Annotated in this window: 15 protein-coding genes; 2 read left to right on the plus strand and 13 right to left on the minus strand. The window is 57.3% G+C overall.

What is annotated here, in order from left to right; all coding sequences use genetic code 11:
- Position 1 precedes the first annotated feature (1 nt).
- Genes lspA through ribF form a run of 3 tightly spaced genes read right to left on the minus strand, consistent with a single transcriptional unit; the run spans position 2 to position 4294 of the window.
- Positions 2–508 (minus strand): signal peptidase II, encoded by a 507-nt coding sequence (gene lspA / locus ABFX35_RS21420; RefSeq protein WP_095846033.1) that lies wholly within the window; start codon positions 506–508, stop codon positions 2–4.
- Positions 508–3324 carry an isoleucine--tRNA ligase gene (gene ileS, locus ABFX35_RS21425; RefSeq protein ID WP_346082833.1) on the minus strand — a complete coding sequence of 939 codons (2817 nt, stop codon included), beginning with the start codon at positions 3322–3324 and terminating at the stop codon, positions 508–510. Before ileS ends, lspA begins: the two co-directional genes overlap by 1 nt.
- Positions 3325–3355: 31 nt before the next feature.
- Positions 3356–4294, minus strand: coding sequence for a bifunctional riboflavin kinase/FAD synthetase (gene ribF / locus ABFX35_RS21430; protein WP_095846035.1), 939 nt, complete (start codon positions 4292–4294; stop codon positions 3356–3358).
- Positions 4295–4768: 474 nt separating this feature from the next.
- Here ribF and rpsT point away from each other — a divergent pair, with 474 nt between their 5' ends.
- Complete coding sequence (gene rpsT / locus ABFX35_RS21435; RefSeq protein ID WP_095846036.1) at positions 4769–5032, plus strand: 30S ribosomal protein S20; 264 nt, start codon at positions 4769–4771, stop codon at positions 5030–5032.
- A gap of 81 nt (positions 5033–5113) precedes the next feature.
- Here rpsT and nhaR read toward each other — a convergent pair whose 3' ends face one another.
- The 8 genes from nhaR to ABFX35_RS21475 all read right to left on the minus strand — a co-directional run bounded on the left by nhaR (position 5114) and on the right by ABFX35_RS21475 (position 14454).
- Entirely contained in the window at positions 5114–6010 is an 897-nt protein-coding gene (gene nhaR, locus ABFX35_RS21440) for a transcriptional activator NhaR (RefSeq protein ID WP_346082835.1), read from the minus strand.
- 122 nt (positions 6011–6132) lie between these two features.
- Positions 6133–7299, minus strand: coding sequence for a Na+/H+ antiporter NhaA (nhaA, locus tag ABFX35_RS21445; protein WP_279024289.1), 1167 nt, complete (start codon positions 7297–7299; stop codon positions 6133–6135).
- A gap of 232 nt (positions 7300–7531) precedes the next feature.
- Positions 7532–8662 (minus strand): molecular chaperone DnaJ, encoded by a 1131-nt coding sequence (gene dnaJ, locus ABFX35_RS21450; protein ID WP_279024290.1) that lies wholly within the window; start codon positions 8660–8662, stop codon positions 7532–7534.
- A 108-nt stretch (positions 8663–8770) separates the two neighbouring features.
- Positions 8771–10684 (minus strand): molecular chaperone DnaK, encoded by a 1914-nt coding sequence (dnaK, locus tag ABFX35_RS21455; protein WP_279024292.1) that lies wholly within the window; start codon positions 10682–10684, stop codon positions 8771–8773.
- A gap of 259 nt (positions 10685–10943) precedes the next feature.
- Positions 10944–12251, minus strand: coding sequence for an MFS transporter (locus tag ABFX35_RS21460; RefSeq protein ID WP_279024294.1), 1308 nt, complete (start codon positions 12249–12251; stop codon positions 10944–10946).
- Positions 12252–12444: 193 nt separating this feature from the next.
- Entirely contained in the window at positions 12445–13032 is a 588-nt protein-coding gene (gene mog, locus ABFX35_RS21465) for a molybdopterin adenylyltransferase (protein ID WP_095846042.1), read from the minus strand.
- Between the two features lie 208 nt (positions 13033–13240).
- The gene (tal, locus tag ABFX35_RS21470) at positions 13241–14194 is read right to left on the minus strand and encodes a transaldolase (protein WP_095846043.1); all 954 of its coding nucleotides are present in this window, start codon (positions 14192–14194) and stop codon (positions 13241–13243) included.
- A gap of 122 nt (positions 14195–14316) precedes the next feature.
- The gene (locus ABFX35_RS21475) at positions 14317–14454 is read right to left on the minus strand and encodes a hypothetical protein (protein WP_346082837.1); all 138 of its coding nucleotides are present in this window, start codon (positions 14452–14454) and stop codon (positions 14317–14319) included.
- Positions 14455–14578: 124 nt separating this feature from the next.
- Between ABFX35_RS21475 and yaaA the strand changes: the two genes are divergently transcribed.
- Positions 14579–15352 (plus strand): peroxide stress protein YaaA, encoded by a 774-nt coding sequence (gene yaaA / locus ABFX35_RS21480; RefSeq protein WP_279024297.1) that lies wholly within the window; start codon positions 14579–14581, stop codon positions 15350–15352.
- Positions 15353–15416: 64 nt separating this feature from the next.
- Here the strand turns inward: yaaA and thrC are convergent, their stop codons facing one another.
- Together thrC and thrB are read right to left on the minus strand one after the other, a co-directional pair.
- Positions 15417–16706, minus strand: coding sequence for a threonine synthase (thrC, locus tag ABFX35_RS21485; RefSeq protein ID WP_346082839.1), 1290 nt, complete (start codon positions 16704–16706; stop codon positions 15417–15419).
- A gap of 3 nt (positions 16707–16709) precedes the next feature.
- On the minus strand, positions 16710–17639 hold the full coding sequence (gene thrB, locus ABFX35_RS21490) for a homoserine kinase (RefSeq protein ID WP_346082840.1): 930 nt from the start codon (positions 17637–17639) through the stop codon (positions 16710–16712).

Genomic DNA, 17639 nt, shown 5'->3' on the forward strand with positions numbered 1-17639 from the left:
ATCACTCACCTTTAGCCGCTGCGCGCTTACTGGAAGGCAAGAACCCTTCCAGCACGATCATCGCCGCCCCGACGCAGATAAAGCTGTCTGCCAGATTAAAGGTCGGGTAGTGCCAGTTGCCCACGTAAAAATCGATGAAATCAACCACGAAGCCATGCCACAGACGATCTAACAGATTGCCCAGCGCGCCGCCGATGATAAACGCATACGCGATGTTGCTTAGCTTCTGCTGCGCGCCGTTTTTGTACAGCAGCACCAGCAGCGCCACAATAATCGCCACCGCAATGCCGGCAAAGAACCAGCGTTGCCAGCCGCCGTGATCGGCCAGGAAGCTAAACGCAGCGCCGTAGTTGCGCGCATAGTACAGGTTGAAGTAGGGAATCAACGGCTGGGACTGGCCCAGCACAAAATGATTCAGGATCCACTGTTTGCTGGCGAAATCCAGCACCAGTACCACCAGAACTACCCACAGCCACCGCAGGCCGGTCGAACAGATCGGTTTACTCATCAGGCAAATTTACGCTTCTCGCCGTCGCCGGCAACGTTGGTGACACAGCGGCCGCAGATATCTGCGTGTTCCGCCACCTGGCCAATATCCGTGGTGTAATGCCAGCAACGTGGGCATTTAGTCCCTTCTGCACTGCTAAAGACAATCTTCAGCCCTTTCAGCAGTTCACTTTGCTGCGCATCCGCCGGCGCCTGCGCCAACGGCGCCACTTTGGCGCCAGAGGTCAGCAGCACAAAGCGCAGTTCATCCTGCAGGCTGTTCAGGCGTGCCGCCAGCGCATCATCGGCAAACAGGGTGACGGAAGCTTCCAGCGAACCACCGATACGTTTATCGGCACGCGCCTGCTCCAGCACCTTGTTCACTTCGCCACGCACTTTCAACAGTTCATCCCAGAAGGCGTCGTTCATGCTTTCGCCTTCGGCCAGGCTGAACAGGCCGTCATACCACTCTTCAGTAAAGACGTACGGCGCGTGTTCGCCCGGCAGGAAGCCCCAAATCTCGTCCGCGGTAAAGGACATGATCGGCGCCATCCAACGCACCAGCGCTTCGGCAATGTGGAACAGCGCCGTCTGGCAGCTGCGGCGCGCGACGCTGTCCGCTTTGGCGGTGTACTGGCGGTCTTTGATGATATCCAGATAGAAGGAGCCCATTTCCACCGAGCAGAACTGCATCAGGCGTTGTACCACTTCGTGGAAATCGTAGCGGGCATAGGCCTGTTCAATATCCTGCTGCGCCGCCAGCGCACGGCCGACCGCCCAGCGATCCAGCACCACCATATCTTCCGGCGCCACGCTGTCGGTACGGGGATCAAAACCGTTCAGGTTCGCCAACAGGAAGCGGGCGGTGTTACGGATACGGCGGTAAGAATCTGCCGCACGTTTGAGGATCTCATCGGAAACGGCGATCTCGCCGGTATAGTCGGTCGATGCCACCCACAAACGCAGGATATCGCCGCCCAGCTTGTTCATCACATCCTGCGGGCTGACGGTGTTGCCGATCGACTTGGACATTTTGCGCCCCTGACCGTCGACGGTGAAGCCGTGAGTCAGCACTTCCTTATAAGGCGCTTTGCCTTTCATCGCCGTGGAGATCATCAGCGATGACATGAACCAGCCGCGGTGTTGGTCAGAGCCTTCCAGATACATATCTGCGCTATGGCCGTGGAATTCCGGGCGCACGTCAACCACCGAAGCGTGGGTCGAACCGGAGTCAAACCACACGTCCAGCGTGTCCGGCACTTTGACGTAGTCGGCGGCTTGCTCACCGAGCAGCTCGGCCGGATCCAAATCCCACCATGCCTGAATACCTTCCTGCTCTACGCGCTTCGCCACTTCTTCAATCAGCTCAACGGTGCGCGGGTGCAGTTGCTCGGTTTCTTTATGCACGAACAGCGACATTGGCACGCCCCAGGTACGCTGGCGGGAAATACACCAGTCCGGGCGGTTTGCCACCATCGTTTCGATACGCGCCTGGCCCCAGTCCGGGATCCACTGCACGCCTTTGATCTCTTCCAGCGACTGCTTACGCAGCCCTTTCTGATCCATGCTGATGAACCATTGCGGGGTCGCGCGGAAGATAACCGGCGTTTTGTGGCGCCAGCAGCAAGGGTAGCTGTGCAGCAGTTTTTCCACGTGCAGCAGCGCGCCTTTCTCACGCAGCAGTTCCACCACCAGATCGTTGGCTTTGAAGACGAACTTACCGTCCAGCGAAGGATAGGTGCCCGGCAGGTAACAGCCATTCGGGCCAACCGGGTTGGCCACTTCCAGGCCGTATTTCTGGCCAATGACAAAGTCGTCCGGGCCGTGGCCTGGCGCGGTGTGCACCGCACCGGTACCGGCATCCAGCGTCACGTGTTCGCCTAGGATCGCCGGCACGTCAAAGCCCATGAACGGATGCTGGAAGCGCAGCAGTTCCAGAGCGGCGCCCTTGCAGCTGCCCAGCACCTGCCAATGGGTGATGCCGACGCGTTTCATCACGCTTTCAACCAGTTCGCCCGCCAGGATCAGGCACTGCCCTTCCACCTGCACCAGTTGATAATCGAATTCCGGGTGCAGAGAGATGGCGCGGTTAGCCGGCAACGTCCATGGGGTAGTGGTCCAGATCACCAGCGAAATCGGGCCGTCGAAGCTCGCCACGCCGAATTTGGCGGCAACGGCGGCGGCATCGGTGGCAGGGAACGCCACGTCGATTGACGGGGAGGTTTTGTCGTAATACTCCACTTCCGCCTCAGCCAGCGCAGAGCCGCAGTCGGTGCACCAGTGCACCGGCTTGGCGCCTTTCAGCAGGTGGCCGTTGCTGATGATTTTACCCAGGGCGCGGATGATGTTGGCTTCGGTGTTGAAATCCATGGTCAGGTAAGGATGATCCCAGTCACCCAACACGCCCAGGCGAATGAAGTCTTTCTTCTGGCCCGCCACTTGTTCAGCGGCGTATTCACGGCACTTCTGACGGAATTCGGCAGGAGTCAGCTTCTCGCCCGGCTTGCCGTACAGCTGTTCCACTTTCAGTTCGATTGGCAAACCATGGCAGTCCCAGCCCGGTATGTAAGGCGAATCAAAGCCGGCCAGCCCTTTGGACTTGATAATAATATCTTTGAGAATTTTATTAACCGAGTGACCAATGTGAATGCTGCCATTCGCATACGGAGGGCCGTCATGCAAAATGAAGGATTTTTTGCCCTTTTTAGCGGCACGAATCATCCCGTACAGATCCTGTTCATACCAACGTGCGAGCATGCCAGGTTCACGCTTGGCGAGATCGCCACGCATCGGGAACCCTGTTTCCGGCAAGTTCAGGGTATTCTTGTAGTCACTCATTAGATTCTCGATCTCGTTTCGGTTTTTCAGATTAAACCGGTGTCTTTAGCCCGAAAAATGTCCGGGCAGCCACCACATCATTGGCGATTTGCTGCTTCAGCGCATCGAGCGAAGCAAAACGCTGTTCATTGCGCAATTTCGCGCGGAGCACCACGTCAATGTGGCGCCCATATAGATTCATTGTGACATCCAGCAGATGCACTTCCAACTGCTGGCGCACGCCGGCAACCGTCGGCCGCGTGCCGATATTGGCGACGCCCGGCAACGGCTGTGGCCCCAGGCCGTAGACGTCGACCGCATAAACGCCGTTCACCGGCGCCACCAGCCGCTTGAGCGGCAGGTTCGCGGTCGGGAAGCCGATGGTGCGGCCCAGCTCATCGCCGTGTACCACGCGGCCTGAAATGCTGTACGGGTGGCCAAGCAGCCTTTCCGTCAGCGCCAGTTCATCGTCGCGCAGCGCATTGCGGATGGCGGTGCTGCTGATGCGTTGGCCCCCTTCGCAGAAGGTCGGCGTGCTGACCACGGTAAAACCGTATTCGGCTCCGGCTTTTTGCAACAGCGGGAAATCCCCGGTGCGGTTAGCGCCGAAGCGGAAATCATCCCCCACCATCAGGAATTTTACGCCCAGTTTCTGCACCAGCAGTTCGGCGACAAACGCCTGCGCGGTGTTGGCGGCGAAACGCGGATCAAAGTTGACGCACAGCAGGTAATCAACCCCGGCCTGCGCCAAATATTTGGCTTTGTCACGCAAACGCGTAAGACGAGCCGGCGCTTTGTCCGCTGCGAACAGCTCCAGCGGCTGCGGCTCAAAGATCATGACTATCACCGGCAGCCCAAGGCGTTGCCCTTCCTGCTTTAGCTGCTTCAGCAACGCCTGATGGCCGCGGTGTACGCCGTCAAAGTTGCCGATAGTGAGCACGCAACCATGGTGGCGTGCCCGGATATTGTGAATGCCGCGAATTAGCTCCATAGCTGGCTCAAAACAGTGGAAATCGGCGGATTATACCTTGTACAGCGGTTAAGGTTAACACGTGAATAGCAATATAGGCCGCATCCCACCAGAAGCGATGGCGGCTCAGGCCGCAAAATGCCGGCGGCAAGGCGATAACGGGCGCCTTGCCGCCACAACGGAATATCCTCCCACCATACCGGAGATAACCGGCGGGCGAAACACCTAAGCAGCGGTTTATCCACCATAAAAAAAGGGTTATCATGCTGCCTTCATCGGCCGCCGTGCGCCCCAAAGCAACACCCGGTTAATTTTCTTGCGAAATGCTGTATTCCCAGATGGGAAGCTGGTAAAATCCTGCGCCATCACAACGTAGCAAGTGCCGCCCGTACAAACGGCGCTTATTTGCACAAATCCATTGACAAACGAAGGCTAAAAGGGCATATTCCTCGGCCTTTGAATTGTCCTCAATAGAATATATTTGGGAGTTGGACCTTGGCTAATATCAAATCAGCTAAGAAACGCGCCGTACAGTCTGAGAAACGCCGCAAGCACAACGCTAGCCGTCGCTCAATGGTGCGTACCTTCATTAAGAAGGTCTATGCCGCTATCGAAGCTGGCGACAAAGAAGCAGCACAAAAAGCATTCACCGTAATGCAACCACTTGTGGATCGCCAGGCTGCTAAAGGCCTGATCCACAAAAACAAAGCAGCGCGCCATAAGTCAAACCTGGCTGCGCAAATCAGCGCAATGCAGTAAGCATTACGTTGTCTGCTTGGTAAAAAAACCGGCTCTTGCCGGTTTTTTTATGCCCGCAATTCGGGCGCCCTTGCTTCGCCGCTAGAGGGCAAACAGCGATGAGAAGTCTTTATGGCAGATCCGCTGCACCGCCGGGTGCTGGATCATGCGCTCGGCAAAAATGACGTAATACTCCTCGTGCACGCTGTCAATCCGCCCAATCTCCACCACGCTGTCATCGCTGTAAATATCCTGCGCATACCGCGTCGGCGCCACAAAGATCGCATTATGGTACATGGCAAAGGCCTTCATCAGCGCCGCATCATCGAACTCGCCGAGGATCTCTGCCTGCAGCCCCTGAATATTGAGCCAGTTGAGCAGTTGCCGCCCGAGCATTGAACGGCGCCCCGGCAGCAGCAGCCGCCGCTGCTCCAGACAGGCCGGGAACGGCGCCTCCGGCACCGGCTGGCGGCAGAAAAAGCTGATGCCGCACTCACCCAGCTTGATCGAAAACAACCCTTCCTGCTGGCTGGAATCCACCGGGCAATCCGACAGGATCATATCCAGCTTGTGCTGGCTTAGCTGTTCCAGCAGCATTTCATGGGTAGATTCAAAACAGCGCAGATGGATACGCTCATCATCCGCCACTACCGTTTCCAGCACCTGGCTCACCAGGCGCTTGGACAGGGCATCCGCCACACCGACGTCGAACAACAGGTTGGCTTCTTTGGTGTAATGAACGATATCCAACATTTCCTGGCTGAGCATGAACATCTTGTCCGCGTAACGGAAAACCAACTGCCCCAGTTCGGAAGGCACCAGCCCGCGCCCCTGGCGTTTAAACAGTTTGCCGTTTAACCGCTCTTCCAGCGCTTTGATCTGGCCGGTAATGGTTTGCGGCGTCAGAAACAACGCTTCAGCCGCGCCCACCACAGAGCCTGCTTTGCAAACCTGCCAAAAATAATAGAGGTGATTGAAATTAATATGCGACGTTCTCACGAAATGTTCTCCTTACGTTTCGCACCGGCAAATAACCCGCCGAGATAAGCGACAAATTCCTTTTCGTTGTTTCAGACAACGTATTACCCCATTCGTCCCACACAAATGCCCCGCATCGCCGCCTAAGCGCGCTTTGGCAAAGACAGGCGCAACAGGCTATAACCCGCGAGCGCCGCCAGCGTTGAGCCCAGCAGGATACCCAGGCGAGAATACACCCCAAAAGCGGCGTCTTCGCTGCCGAACGCCAGGGTGGCGATAAACATCGACATGGTAAAGCCAATACCACACAGCACGGAAACGGCGAATACCTGGCGGAAACCCACGCCTGCCGGCAAACGGGCAATGCCCAGCTTTACCGCCAGGAAACTGAACGTGAAAATCCCCAACGGTTTGCCAATCAGCAGGCCGGTCGCAATGCCCAGCGGCAGCATTGAGGCCAGGCCGCCCAGCGAAACGCCCTGTAATGAAACCCCGGCGTTGGCAAAGGCAAACAGCGGCAGGATAAAATACGCAACCCACGGGTGCAGCCCGTGCTCCAGCCTTTCCGACAGGGGGTCACCCTGGCGGGCGTTCAGCGGGATCATAAAGCCGAGAATCACCCCCGCCAGGGTGGCATGGATCCCAGAGGCCAAAATGGCGGCCCACAGCCCCACACCCACGATCATGTACAACGATATCTTGGCGACCCGACTACGGTTCATCAGCGCCAGCACGGCAATCAGCGCCGCCGCCGCGCCTAGCGCAGGCACCGACAGCGTATCAGTATAAAACAGGGCGATAATCACGATGGCGCCCAAATCGTCAATAATGGCCAACGCCAGCAGAAACACCTTCAGGCCCAGCGGGACTCGCTTGCCCAGCAACGCCATCACCCCCAGCGCAAAGGCGATATCGGTTGCCGTAGGGATCGCCCAGCCATGACGGGCCACGGCATCGGCACCGTTGAACAGCAGATAAATCAGCGCCGGCGCCAGCATGCCGCCACACGCAGCGATCGCCGGGAATACCGCTTTGTCGTATCCCGCCAGTGAACCCTGGATCAGCTCCCTCTTCACCTCCAGCCCCACCGTGAGGAAAAACAGCGCCATCAGCGCATCGTTAATCCACCACTCAAGGGGTTTATCTATCACATGCCCCAAAACACCCGCGCTAATCGGCACATTGAGAAACGCATGATAGAGCGTATGCAACGGGGTATTGGCCATCAACATTGCCACGATGGCTACGGCGATCAAGATGATGCCGCCCGCGGCTTCCAGGCGTAAGAATTGACGAATAATATTGGTCACGGCGCTCTCTTCTCCCTGTAACAACAGTGCGCGGCCATTCTGCAAGAAAGTGAGTATAAACGTTGGTTAATATCGAAAATATAAGTTTATAAATGCTAAAACACTCAGCAAAACCGAGCTTTTCCACATCAAGCGGCCATGGGCAGGCAAACAAAAGAAAAAATGCCGGCCGAGTGAGCCGGCCGGCATTATCACGCGTCATGACCAGAGGTGAGTCAAAACGCCAAGCGCGTTAACGGGTCAGATCGTCAAAGAACTTCTTCACCCCATCAAAGAAGCTCTTCGAACGCGGGCTGTTCTGGTGCCCTGACGGGCCACCCAAGCTCTCTTCCAACTCTTGCAGCAGCTGTTTCTGCTTATCGCTAAGGTTAACCGGCGTTTCTACCACGACACGGCACAGCAAATCGCCCTGCGCGCCACCCCGTACCGATTTAACCCCTTTGCCGCGCATACGGAACAGTTTGCCGGTTTGGGTTTCTGCCGGTACTTTCAGTTTCACCCGCCCATCGAGCGTCGGCACTTCGATTTCACCGCCCAGTGCCGCCATCGCGAAGTTGATGGGCACTTCGCAGTACAGGTTATTGCCCTCACGTTCAAAGATCGGGTGCGCCTTAACCTGCACCTGAACGTACAGATCGCCGGCCGGAGCGCCATGCTCGCCGGCTTCCCCTTCGCCTGCCAGGCGGATACGATCGCCGGTGTCCACGCCCGCCGGAATTTTCACCGACAGCGTTTTAGCCTTCTCTACCCGGCCATGACCGCGGCACTTGGTGCAAGGATCTTTGATGATCTGCCCGCGGCCATGACAGTGCGGACAAGCCTGCTGCACGGTGAAGAAGCCCTGGCGCATCTGCACCTGGCCCTGGCCGTGACAGGTTGGGCACGTTACTGGCGAACTGCCCGGCTTGGCGCCGCTGCCATGGCACGCGTCGCACTCTTCCAATGTTGGAATACGGATCTCTTTATTGACGCCGCGAACCGCTTCTTCCAGGGTTAACTCCATGTTATAGCGCAGATCGGAACCACGGCTGGCGCGTTGGCGGCGGCCGCCGCCGAAGATGTCGCCAAACACGTCGCCAAAGATATCGCTGAAGTCGGCACCGCCGCCGCCGAAGCCGCCGCCACCGCCCATACCGCCTTGTTCAAAGGCTGCATGACCATACTGATCGTAAGCGGCGCGTTTCTGATCGTCGCTTAAGATCTCGTAGGCCTCCTTGATTTCTTTGAATCTGGTTTCAGCGTTTTCTTCCTGATTGCGGTCAGGGTGATACTTCATCGCCAGGCGCTTATACGCCTTTTTGATTTCACGCTCATCCGCCGTTTTAGCAACGCCGAGAACCTCGTAATAATCTTTCTTCGCCATTCGTTGTGTTAACCCCTAAGATACATGCACGGGCGTAGAGTTGCCTCAACGCCCGTGCTGGTTTCCCAGTAATGCCCAACCGGGCATTACCATGCCCGCTTAGGGCGATTATTTTTTATCTTTAACTTCTTCAAATTCAGCGTCGACCACGTCGTCGTCTTTCTTCGCTGCATCATCAGCACCGGCATCAGCACCTTGCTGTGCGGCCTGAGCCTGTGCCATTTCCAGCAGTTTACCGGAAACCTGCACCAGCGCCTGGGTCTTCGCTTCGATCTCGGCCTTATCTTCGCCTTTCACCGCTGCTTCCAGATCTTTCAGCGCGCTTTCGATCGCCGTTTTATCATCCGCTGGCAGTTTGTCGCCGGCTTCTTCCAGTTGCTTACGCGTACCGTGAATCAGATGGTCAGCCTGGTTACGGGCCTGTACTACTTCTTCGAACTTACGGTCAGCTTCGGCGTTGGCTTCAGCATCACGCACCATTTTCTGGATTTCATCTTCGTTCAAGCCAGAAGATGCCTTGATGGTGATTTTCTGTTCACGACCGGTGTTCTTGTCTTTCGCAGACACGTGCAGGATACCGTCGGCATCGATATCGAAGGTAACTTCGATCTGCGCCATACCCCGCGGTGCCGCCTGAATGCCGTCCAGGTTGAACTGGCCGAGCGATTTGTTATCGCTGGCACGTTTACGCTCACCCTGCAGCACGTGGATGGTTACCGCAGACTGGTTATCTTCTGCCGTAGAGAACACCTGGCTGTGCTTGGTCGGGATGGTGGTGTTTTTGGTGATCAGCGGAGTCATCACACCGCCCATGGTTTCGATACCCAGCGACAGCGGGGTAACGTCCAGCAGCAGCACGTCTTTCACGTCACCGGCCAACACACCGCCCTGAACCGCAGCGCCGATAGCAACGGCTTCATCTGGGTTCACGTCTTTACGCGGCTCTTTACCGAAGAAGTCAGCTACTTTCTTCTGCACCATCGGCATACGGGTCTGGCCACCGACCAGGATCACGTCGTTGATGTCGGAAACCGACAGGCCGGCATCCTTCAGCGCCACTTTCAGCGGCTCGATGGAACGGTTAACCAGATCTTCAACCAGAGACTCGAGTTTCGCACGGGTCACTTTGATGTTCATGTGTTTCGGGCCGGTGGCGTCTGCCGTGATGTACGGCAGGTTCACGTCGGTCTGCTGTGCAGAAGACAGCTCGATCTTGGCTTTTTCAGCGGCTTCTTTCAGACGCTGCATCGCCAGTGGATCCTTACGCAGATCGATACCCTGTTCTTTGTTGAATTCTTCAACCAGGTAGTTGATCAAACGGCTGTCGAAGTCTTCACCACCCAGGTGGGTATCACCGTTGGTTGCCAACACTTCAAAGGTTTTTTCGCCGTCAACTTCATCAATTTCGATGATGGAAATATCGAAGGTACCACCACCCAGGTCGTAGACCGCGATGGTGCGGTTGCCGATCTCTTTATCCAGGCCGTAGGCCAGTGCGGCTGCGGTCGGTTCGTTGATGATACGTTTGACTTCCAGGCCCGCGATACGGCCGGCGTCTTTGGTCGCCTGGCGCTGTGCGTCGTTGAAGTACGCAGGCACGGTGATAACCGCTTCGGTGACCGGCTCGCCCAGGTAATCTTCCGCCGTTTTCTTCATTTTCTTCAGCACTTCGGCAGAGATCTGCGGCGGTGCCATTTTCTGGCCTTTCACGTCCAGCCATGCGTCGCCGTTGTCGGCTGCGATGATTTTGTACGGCATGATGTCTTTATCACGCTGCGCTTCTTCGTCCTGGAAACGACGGCCGATCAAACGTTTGATCGCGAACAGTGTATTTTGCGGGTTAGTAACAGCCTGACGCTTAGCCGGCTGGCCAACCAGAGTTTCACCATCCTGGGTATATGCGATGATAGAAGGCGTGGTGCGATCGCCCTCGGCGTTCTCAAGAACACGAGCCTTGGTGCCATCCATAATTGCTACGCAAGAGTTGGTAGTACCCAGGTCGATACCAATAATTTTGCCCATCTAAACGTCTCCACTAATAAATTCATTTCTGTCAGGTTGCTAACGTATATGCGGGTGATTTTTATGTTTTCAACCGCCCAACATCACGGTATTGCCCGCGGCCAGCAACTGGGGTTGTAAATAAGATGGGGCCATTCGATTCAGCATCAAGGGGGGCGTGGAAAAAAATTTCGTTTTTTCCGCCGGCGGCGTGCCCCGGCCGCCGAATAGCCAGCCGGGGAACCGCATGTTCGCGGCGAATACGCGCGGCAGAACCCGGTTAACCGAAAGAACCCGCCTCGCGCGGATCGCTTTCGCCGTGCAGCGCGCGCTGCAGATAGATGCCCAGCAGCAGGCCGATGCCGGACAGCGCCAGCACATAATAGGCCGGGGCCAACGGCGTGAGTTTCAGGATCAGCGTGACGAATATCGGCGTTAGCCCGCCAAACACGGCGTAGGCGATGTTATAAGAGAACGAAATCCCGGAGAACCGCACTTCGGCTGGGAACGCCCGCACCATCACATACGGCACCGCTCCCACCACGCCGACGCTCAACCCCACCAGCGCATAGCAGGCGAACAGCATTTCCGGGTGCACGCCCACCGTGTGGTAGAACAGCCAACTGCAGGCGGCCAGGAAAACGCTACCGAACATCAGCGTTTTGCCGGCGCCGAAACGATCCGATGACAGCCCCGCCAGCATACAGCCCACGATCAGCATAATCGTGGCAATACTGTTGGCCTGCAGCGACTGCGCGGCGTCAATGCCAAACTGCTTTTGCAGGTAGGTGGGCGTCATCAGGATCACCACCACGATGCCGGCCGACAGCATCCAGGTCAGCAGCATCGACACCACCACTTCCTTCTTGTTATGCCGCAGCACAGACTTCAGCGGCAGCTCCGCAGCCAGCAACTTGCGCGCCTGCATGGCGATAAAGACCGGGGTTTCCTGCAGCCAGCGGCGCAGGTACATGGCGATTAAGCCGAAAGCCCCGCCCAGGATAAAAGGAATACGCCAGCCGCCGCTTTGGATGCTCTGCGGGCTGAACACGGTATTAATGATGGTGGCCACCACGGAGCCAAACAGAATGCCGATGGTCAACCCGGCGGTCAGGATGCCGCAGGCCAGGCCGATGCGCTCACGCGGCACGTGTTCGGCCACGAACACCCAGGCGCCAGGCACTTCGCCCCCGATGGCCGCCCCCTGCAACACACGCATCAGCAACAGCAGCAGCGGTGCGGCAATGCCAATGCTGGCGTAGGTGGGCAACAGCCCCATCGCTAGCGTCGGCAGCGCCATCAGCAAAATGCTTAGGCTGAACATCTTCTTACGGCCCACCCGATCGCCAAAGTGCGCCATCACGATGCCGCCCAGCGGACGGGCCAGATAACCCGCGGCAAAAATCCCGAACGTTTGCACCAGGCGCAGCCATTCCGGCATATCCGGCGGGAAAAACAGTTCGCCCATCACCGCGGCAAAAAAAACGAAAATAATGAAGTCATAAAACTCCAGAGCGCCGCCGAGCGCGGCCAGCGACAGAGTTTTATAGTCCTGCCGGTTCAACCGGCGATGATTATCGTGATGCATAGGCTACCGTTAGAGCAAACTGTAGGGAATCAAAACGCGCCCCGCCCGGCAGCTTGAACCGCCGGAACCGCCGCGCCGCCTTCCCGCTAAGGGCGGATGTTGGGCATCGCGCCACTGTAAACGAATCATTACTATAGCGGCAAATTATTTTCACATCAGCACAGTTGAGCGTTATTTTTCGGTTAGCCTAATTTCAGAGGTTTATTTCGCGCCGGGCGTTTTTCGGGCGAAAAGCTGCTACCACGGCCGCATGCGTCTCTACATACGGGCCCTCCAGCAGCTGTACACAATACGGTACGCTGGCGAAAATACCAGGCACCAACACCTTACCCTGCTCGTCTTTTACCCCTTCCAGGGTTTCCTTGATCGACTTTGGCTGCCCCGGCAGATTGACAATCAGCGCCTGTTTGCGGATGACCCCCACCTGGCGCGACAGGATAGCCGTGGGCACATAGTGCAAGCTGATTTGCCGCATCTGTTCGCCGAAGCCGGGCATGATGCGATCGGCAATCGCCAACGTGGCGTCCGGGGTGACATCGCGCCGCGCCGGCCCGGTGCCGCCGGTGGTCAGCACCAAATGGCAGCCCATTTCGTCCACCAGCTCGCACAGCGTGTGCTCAATCAGCGTTTGCTCATCGGGGATGAGGCGGCTTTCCAGTTTAAACGGCGTGGCCAGCGCACTGCCCAGCCACGCCTGCAGCGCCGGGATCCCCTTATCCTGGTAAACGCCGCCGGATGCGCGATCGGAAACCGAAACCAGGCCAATACGTAATGTGTCCATGCATACCTCCATAAAGGTTGAGGGGGTCTTTGCCCTGCCAATTATCCAGAAAGTATACGGCGTCTGGTCTTTCTCTTGCGCGGCACGGCAAAATAAAAAAACGGCCGGCGCCTGCGGAAATAAAGGCGAACGTGGTTGGTGGTGAGAGAAGGAAGGAAAGGCGTCGGGCCAAGCGAAGGCAGCCGCACAGCGGCTGCCCTCCTGCCCGTTACAGCAGATCGGCGATCATTTTTTCCAGTTTGCCCTGGTCAACGGCAAACTTGCGGATGCCGTCGGTCAGTTTTTCCACTGCCATCGGATCCAGGTTGTGCTGCCAATAGAACTCGGATTCAGTCAGCGGCGCAGGGCGCGCCTTCACTTCACCGGTGTAAGACAGTTTGCGCTCCAGCGGGCCTTCGCTTTCCGCCAGTTCTTTCAACAGCGCAGGCGCAATGGTCAGGCGATCGCAACCGGCCAGTTCGATAATTTCGCCCAGGTTGCGGAAACTGGCGCCCATCACTACGGTTTGGTAGCCGTGCTGCTTGTAGTACTGATAAATCTGGGTGACGGAAACCACACCCGGATCTTCTTGCGGCGCGAACTCTTTCTGATCGCCATTGGCTTTGTGCCAATCGAGGATACGGCCAACAAACGGCGAAATCAGGTAAACGCCGGCTTCCGCGCACGCGCGCGCCTGAGCGAAGGAGAACAGCAGCGTCAGGTTACAGTTGATGCCGGCTTTTTCCAGTTGCTCTGCCGCGCGGATCCCCTGCCAGGTAGAGGCCAGCTTGATCAGAATACGATCGTTGCTGATACCGGCTTCGTTATACAGTTTAATCAGGCGCTTGGCCTTGGCCACGCTGGCTTCGGTGTCATAAGACAGGCGCGCGTCCACTTCGGTGGAAATGCGGCCGGGCACCAGTTTCAGAATTTCCAGGCCAATGTTGACCGCCAGCTTATCGGCGGCATCGGCGATCTGCTGCTCGCGATCGCTGCTTTGCTCGCGCGCCCAGGCAATGGCTTCATCGATCAGTTTGCGGTATTCAGGAATTTGGGCTGCGTTGAGGATCAGCGAAGGGTTGGTGGTAGCGTCTTGCGGTTGATACAGCTTCATCGCGGCGATATCACCCGTATCCGCAACCACCGTAGTGAGCTGGCGTAGGGAAGTTAATTTATCGGTCATGTTGGTATTATCTCATCGTTTGTGCATGAACTGGGGGCACCATACAACCTTGCCTTCACCTGATAATAACATGCGCAAAGCCCGGCGCAAGGCCGGAGAGGCCGGGCCCGGCTGGAAGGGATTTATCCCTGCGATGGCAACCGTTTACGCCACCAACCGGCACCAATTAAGCATAAAAAAATCCGGCGCGCGGCGGGAATAAAAACCCGGTTCACGGCGCCGGAAACGCCGCCCGGCCAGTAAGAAAAACGCAATGCCATGAAAAGCGCCCGCTTTTTCCCGATCCGTCGCCGGTATTCCTATCATGCCCCCTATCAAACCTATCGCCCCTTTTTTCCACACTTTTTGCTACAGTAACCTCACATTGATTAACAGGATCTGGCCATGCTGATTATTATTTCCCCTGCCAAAACGCTCGACTACGACAGCCCACTGGCAACCAAGCGCTTTACCCAACCCGAACTGTTGGATAAATCGCAGGCGCTGATCGCTATCTGCCGCGAACTGACCCCGGCGCAAATCTCCAGCCTGATGGGGATCAGCGACAAACTGGCCGGGTTAAACGCCGCACGTTTCCACGATTGGCAACCTAAATTCACCCAGAAGAATGCGCGTCAGGCGCTGCTGGCGTTTAAAGGCGATGTGTATACCGGCCTGCAGGCGCAGGATTTCAGCGAAGAGGATTTTGACTTTGCCCAACAGCACCTGCGGATGCTTTCCGGCCTGTATGGCGTGCTGCGCCCGCTGGATCTGATGATGCCTTACCGGCTGGAGATGGGGATCAAGCTGGCAAACCCACAGGGTAAGGATCTCTACAGCTTCTGGGGGAATACCATCACCGAAAAACTGAACCAGGCGCTGGAACAGCAAGGAGATGACGTGGTGGTGAATCTGGCTTCGGATGAATACTTCAAGTCGGTCAAAACGGCCGGCCTGCACGGCAGCCTGATTAAACCGGTCTTCCTGGATGAGAAAAACGGCAAATATAAAGTGATCAGCTTCTACGCCAAGAAGGCCCGCGGGCTGATGAGCCGTTTCATCATCAAAAACCGCCTGACCAAAGCCGAACAGTTGGCCGACTTCAACCTTGAAGGATACGCCTTCGATGAAGCCAGTTCGCAAGGCAATGAGCTGGTGTTCAAACGCCCGGAGCAGTAAGCCACACCGGGCCTTGCTGGTTGTCAGCCATACCCGGGCGGCCAATGCGCCGCCCGGATGCCCATCAGGCCGGCAGCGCCATCAGGAACTTACGCAGCCCGGCAAAATCAGCCGGCAGCGTATGTGACAACAACGGCAGGTTCGCCCGCACCGCCAGCGCATTTGGCAACGGCAGTTCCTGGCCGAGAATCGCTTCCACGCTCTCCTTGAACTTCGCCGGGTGCGCGGTGCCCAGGAACAGGCCAAACTCCCCGTCCTGCAGTTGATCGCGCAGCGCACGATAAGCGATCGCCGCGTGCGGCTCGGAAATGTAGCCCAGCGCTGCCAACGCGTTCATCGTTTCTTTGGTGGTGTCATCGCTGACCGCGGCATAGGCCAGATCTTTCAGCTGCCAGTCTTTGCGACGGAACAGTTCTTCCACCCGCGGCCAGTTGTTCGGCTGGCTAACGTCCATGGCGTTCGACAGCGTAGCCACCGTGGCATGCGGCTGCCACTGGCCGTTGGCCAGGAAGCGCGGAACGGTATCATTGGCGTTGGTGGCGGCGATAAAGCGTTTCACCGGCAGACCCAGAGACTTCGCCAGCAGGCCGGCGGTCAGATCGCCGAAGTTGCCGCTTGGCACCGACACCACTAACTGGTTACGGGCTTCCTGCGGCAATTGCGCTACCGCTTCAAAGTAGTAGCAGATCTGCGCCAGCAGGCGGCTGATGTTGATGGAGTTGGCCGAGTTGAGGTGCAGGGCGTCTTTCAGTTCCTGATCGTCAAACGCCTGTTTCACCAGCGCCTGGCAGGCATCAAAATCGCCGTCGATCGCCACGGTCTGGATATTGCCGCCCAGGGTACAGAACAGTTTTTCTTGCAGCGGGCTAATCTTGCCCTGTGGATACAGGATCACGACGCGCACGTTTTTCAGACCGTAAAACGCATGCGCCACCGCCGCACCGGTGTCGCCGGACGTGGCGGTCAGAATGGTGACGGGCTGATCGCCGGCCACTTCCGCCAGCATCTGCGCCATAAAACGGCCGCCGAAATCTTTGAACGCCAGCGTAGGCCCGTGGAACAGCTCCAGGCAGGCAACGTCTGCTTCTACCGGCGCGACTGGCGCCGGGAACTCGAACGCCGCCTTAACGCGTTTATACAGCGCGTCTTCGCTGATTTCATCGCCGATAAACGCAGACAGGATACGCGCACTGCGGGTAACAAAATCCTGTTCGAGCAGGCGATCGATCTCGGTCAGTTCAAATTCCGGCAGTTCCAGCGGAAAGAACAGACCCTGCTGTTTACCCAGGCCTTGTTTGATCGCCTGTGCAAAGCTGACCTGTTCGTTATGATCCTTAAGGTTATAGAGTTTCATGCGTTATCCCAGTTGTCGTGCGCCTGCGGTATCCAGACGGCAAATATGAACAAAACCTTCGTCGTTTTGCAGATAATTATTTTTCAGCCAGTCGGCCATCCGCTGCGCCGTAGCGCCATCGTCGCAGACCGCGAACAGCGTCGGGCCGGAGCCGGAAATGCCGCACGCCAGCGCGCCGATGCCCTGAGCGGCCTTGCGCGCTTCGGCAAAGCCCGGCAGCAAGCGGGTACGGTACGGCTCGGCAATCACATCCTGCATCAGCTTGGCCGCCAAACGCGGCTGCTGGGTATGGCAAGCGTGGATAAAGCCCGCCAGGTAGCGCCCGTGGCTAATGCAGTCCTGGCGGCGGTACTGTGCAGGCAGGATCGCGCGCGCTTCGGCCGTCGATACCTTAATGCCCGGATAGGCCATCACCCACAGCCAATCCTTAAAACAGGGCACTTCCTGGCTGATAAAACCGTCTTCTTCCAGCATCAGCTGCAAGCCGCCCAGATAGCACGGCGCCACGTTGTCATAGTGCACGCTGCCGGAAATGCGCCCTTCCAGCTCACCCATCAGCCCAAGCAGGACCATTTTATCCAACGGGCGATCGCAGAATTCGTTCATTGCCATCAGGCCGGCGACCACCGAACAGGCGCTGGAGCCAAGGCCAGAGCCGATCGGCATGTTTTTTTCCAGCCGCATGGCCACCGGCACGTCGCGGCCGATAGCCTGGCAGAAACGCTCCCAGCATTGGTACACAATATTTTCTTTCGGATCGGCCGGCAGTTTGCTGACAAAACGCCCGGCGTTTTCCAGGCTGAACGCGTCTGCCGCTTCAACGCTGACGCAATCCCCCAGCAACGTGCCATCAATCGGTGAAACCGCCGCACCCAGCACATCAAAACCGACGCTAACGTTGCCAATTGAGGCCGGGGCATACACCTTAACCAT

The sequence above is a fragment of the Gibbsiella dentisursi genome (assembly GCF_039539505.1).
Classification (GTDB): Bacteria; Pseudomonadota; Gammaproteobacteria; order Enterobacterales; family Enterobacteriaceae; genus Gibbsiella; species Gibbsiella quercinecans.

Excerpts from the sequence above, each read along its gene's own strand:
- ABFX35_RS21475 (WP_346082837.1), bottom strand. The coding sequence starts at position 14,454 with ATGGCATTGCGTTTTTCTTACTGGCCGGGCGGCGTTTCCGGCGCCGTG.
- yaaA (WP_279024297.1), top strand. The coding sequence starts at position 14,579 with ATGCTGATTATTATTTCCCCTGCCAAAACGCTCGACTACGACAGCCCA.
- mog (WP_095846042.1), bottom strand. The coding sequence starts at position 13,032 with ATGGACACATTACGTATTGGCCTGGTTTCGGTTTCCGATCGCGCATCC.
- dnaK (WP_279024292.1), bottom strand. The coding sequence starts at position 10,684 with ATGGGCAAAATTATTGGTATCGACCTGGGTACTACCAACTCTTGCGTA.
- ABFX35_RS21460 (WP_279024294.1), bottom strand. The coding sequence starts at position 12,251 with ATGCATCACGATAATCATCGCCGGTTGAACCGGCAGGACTATAAAACT.
- thrC (WP_346082839.1), bottom strand. The coding sequence starts at position 16,706 with ATGAAACTCTATAACCTTAAGGATCATAACGAACAGGTCAGCTTTGCA.
- dnaJ (WP_279024290.1), bottom strand. The coding sequence starts at position 8,662 with ATGGCGAAGAAAGATTATTACGAGGTTCTCGGCGTTGCTAAAACGGCG.
- ribF (WP_095846035.1), bottom strand. The coding sequence starts at position 4,294 with ATGGAGCTAATTCGCGGCATTCACAATATCCGGGCACGCCACCATGGT.
- thrB (WP_346082840.1), bottom strand. The coding sequence starts at position 17,639 with ATGGTTAAGGTGTATGCCCCGGCCTCAATTGGCAACGTTAGCGTCGGT.
- tal (WP_095846043.1), bottom strand. The coding sequence starts at position 14,194 with ATGACCGATAAATTAACTTCCCTACGCCAGCTCACTACGGTGGTTGCG.
- lspA (WP_095846033.1), bottom strand. The coding sequence starts at position 508 with ATGAGTAAACCGATCTGTTCGACCGGCCTGCGGTGGCTGTGGGTAGTT.
- ileS (WP_346082833.1), bottom strand. The coding sequence starts at position 3,324 with ATGAGTGACTACAAGAATACCCTGAACTTGCCGGAAACAGGGTTCCCG.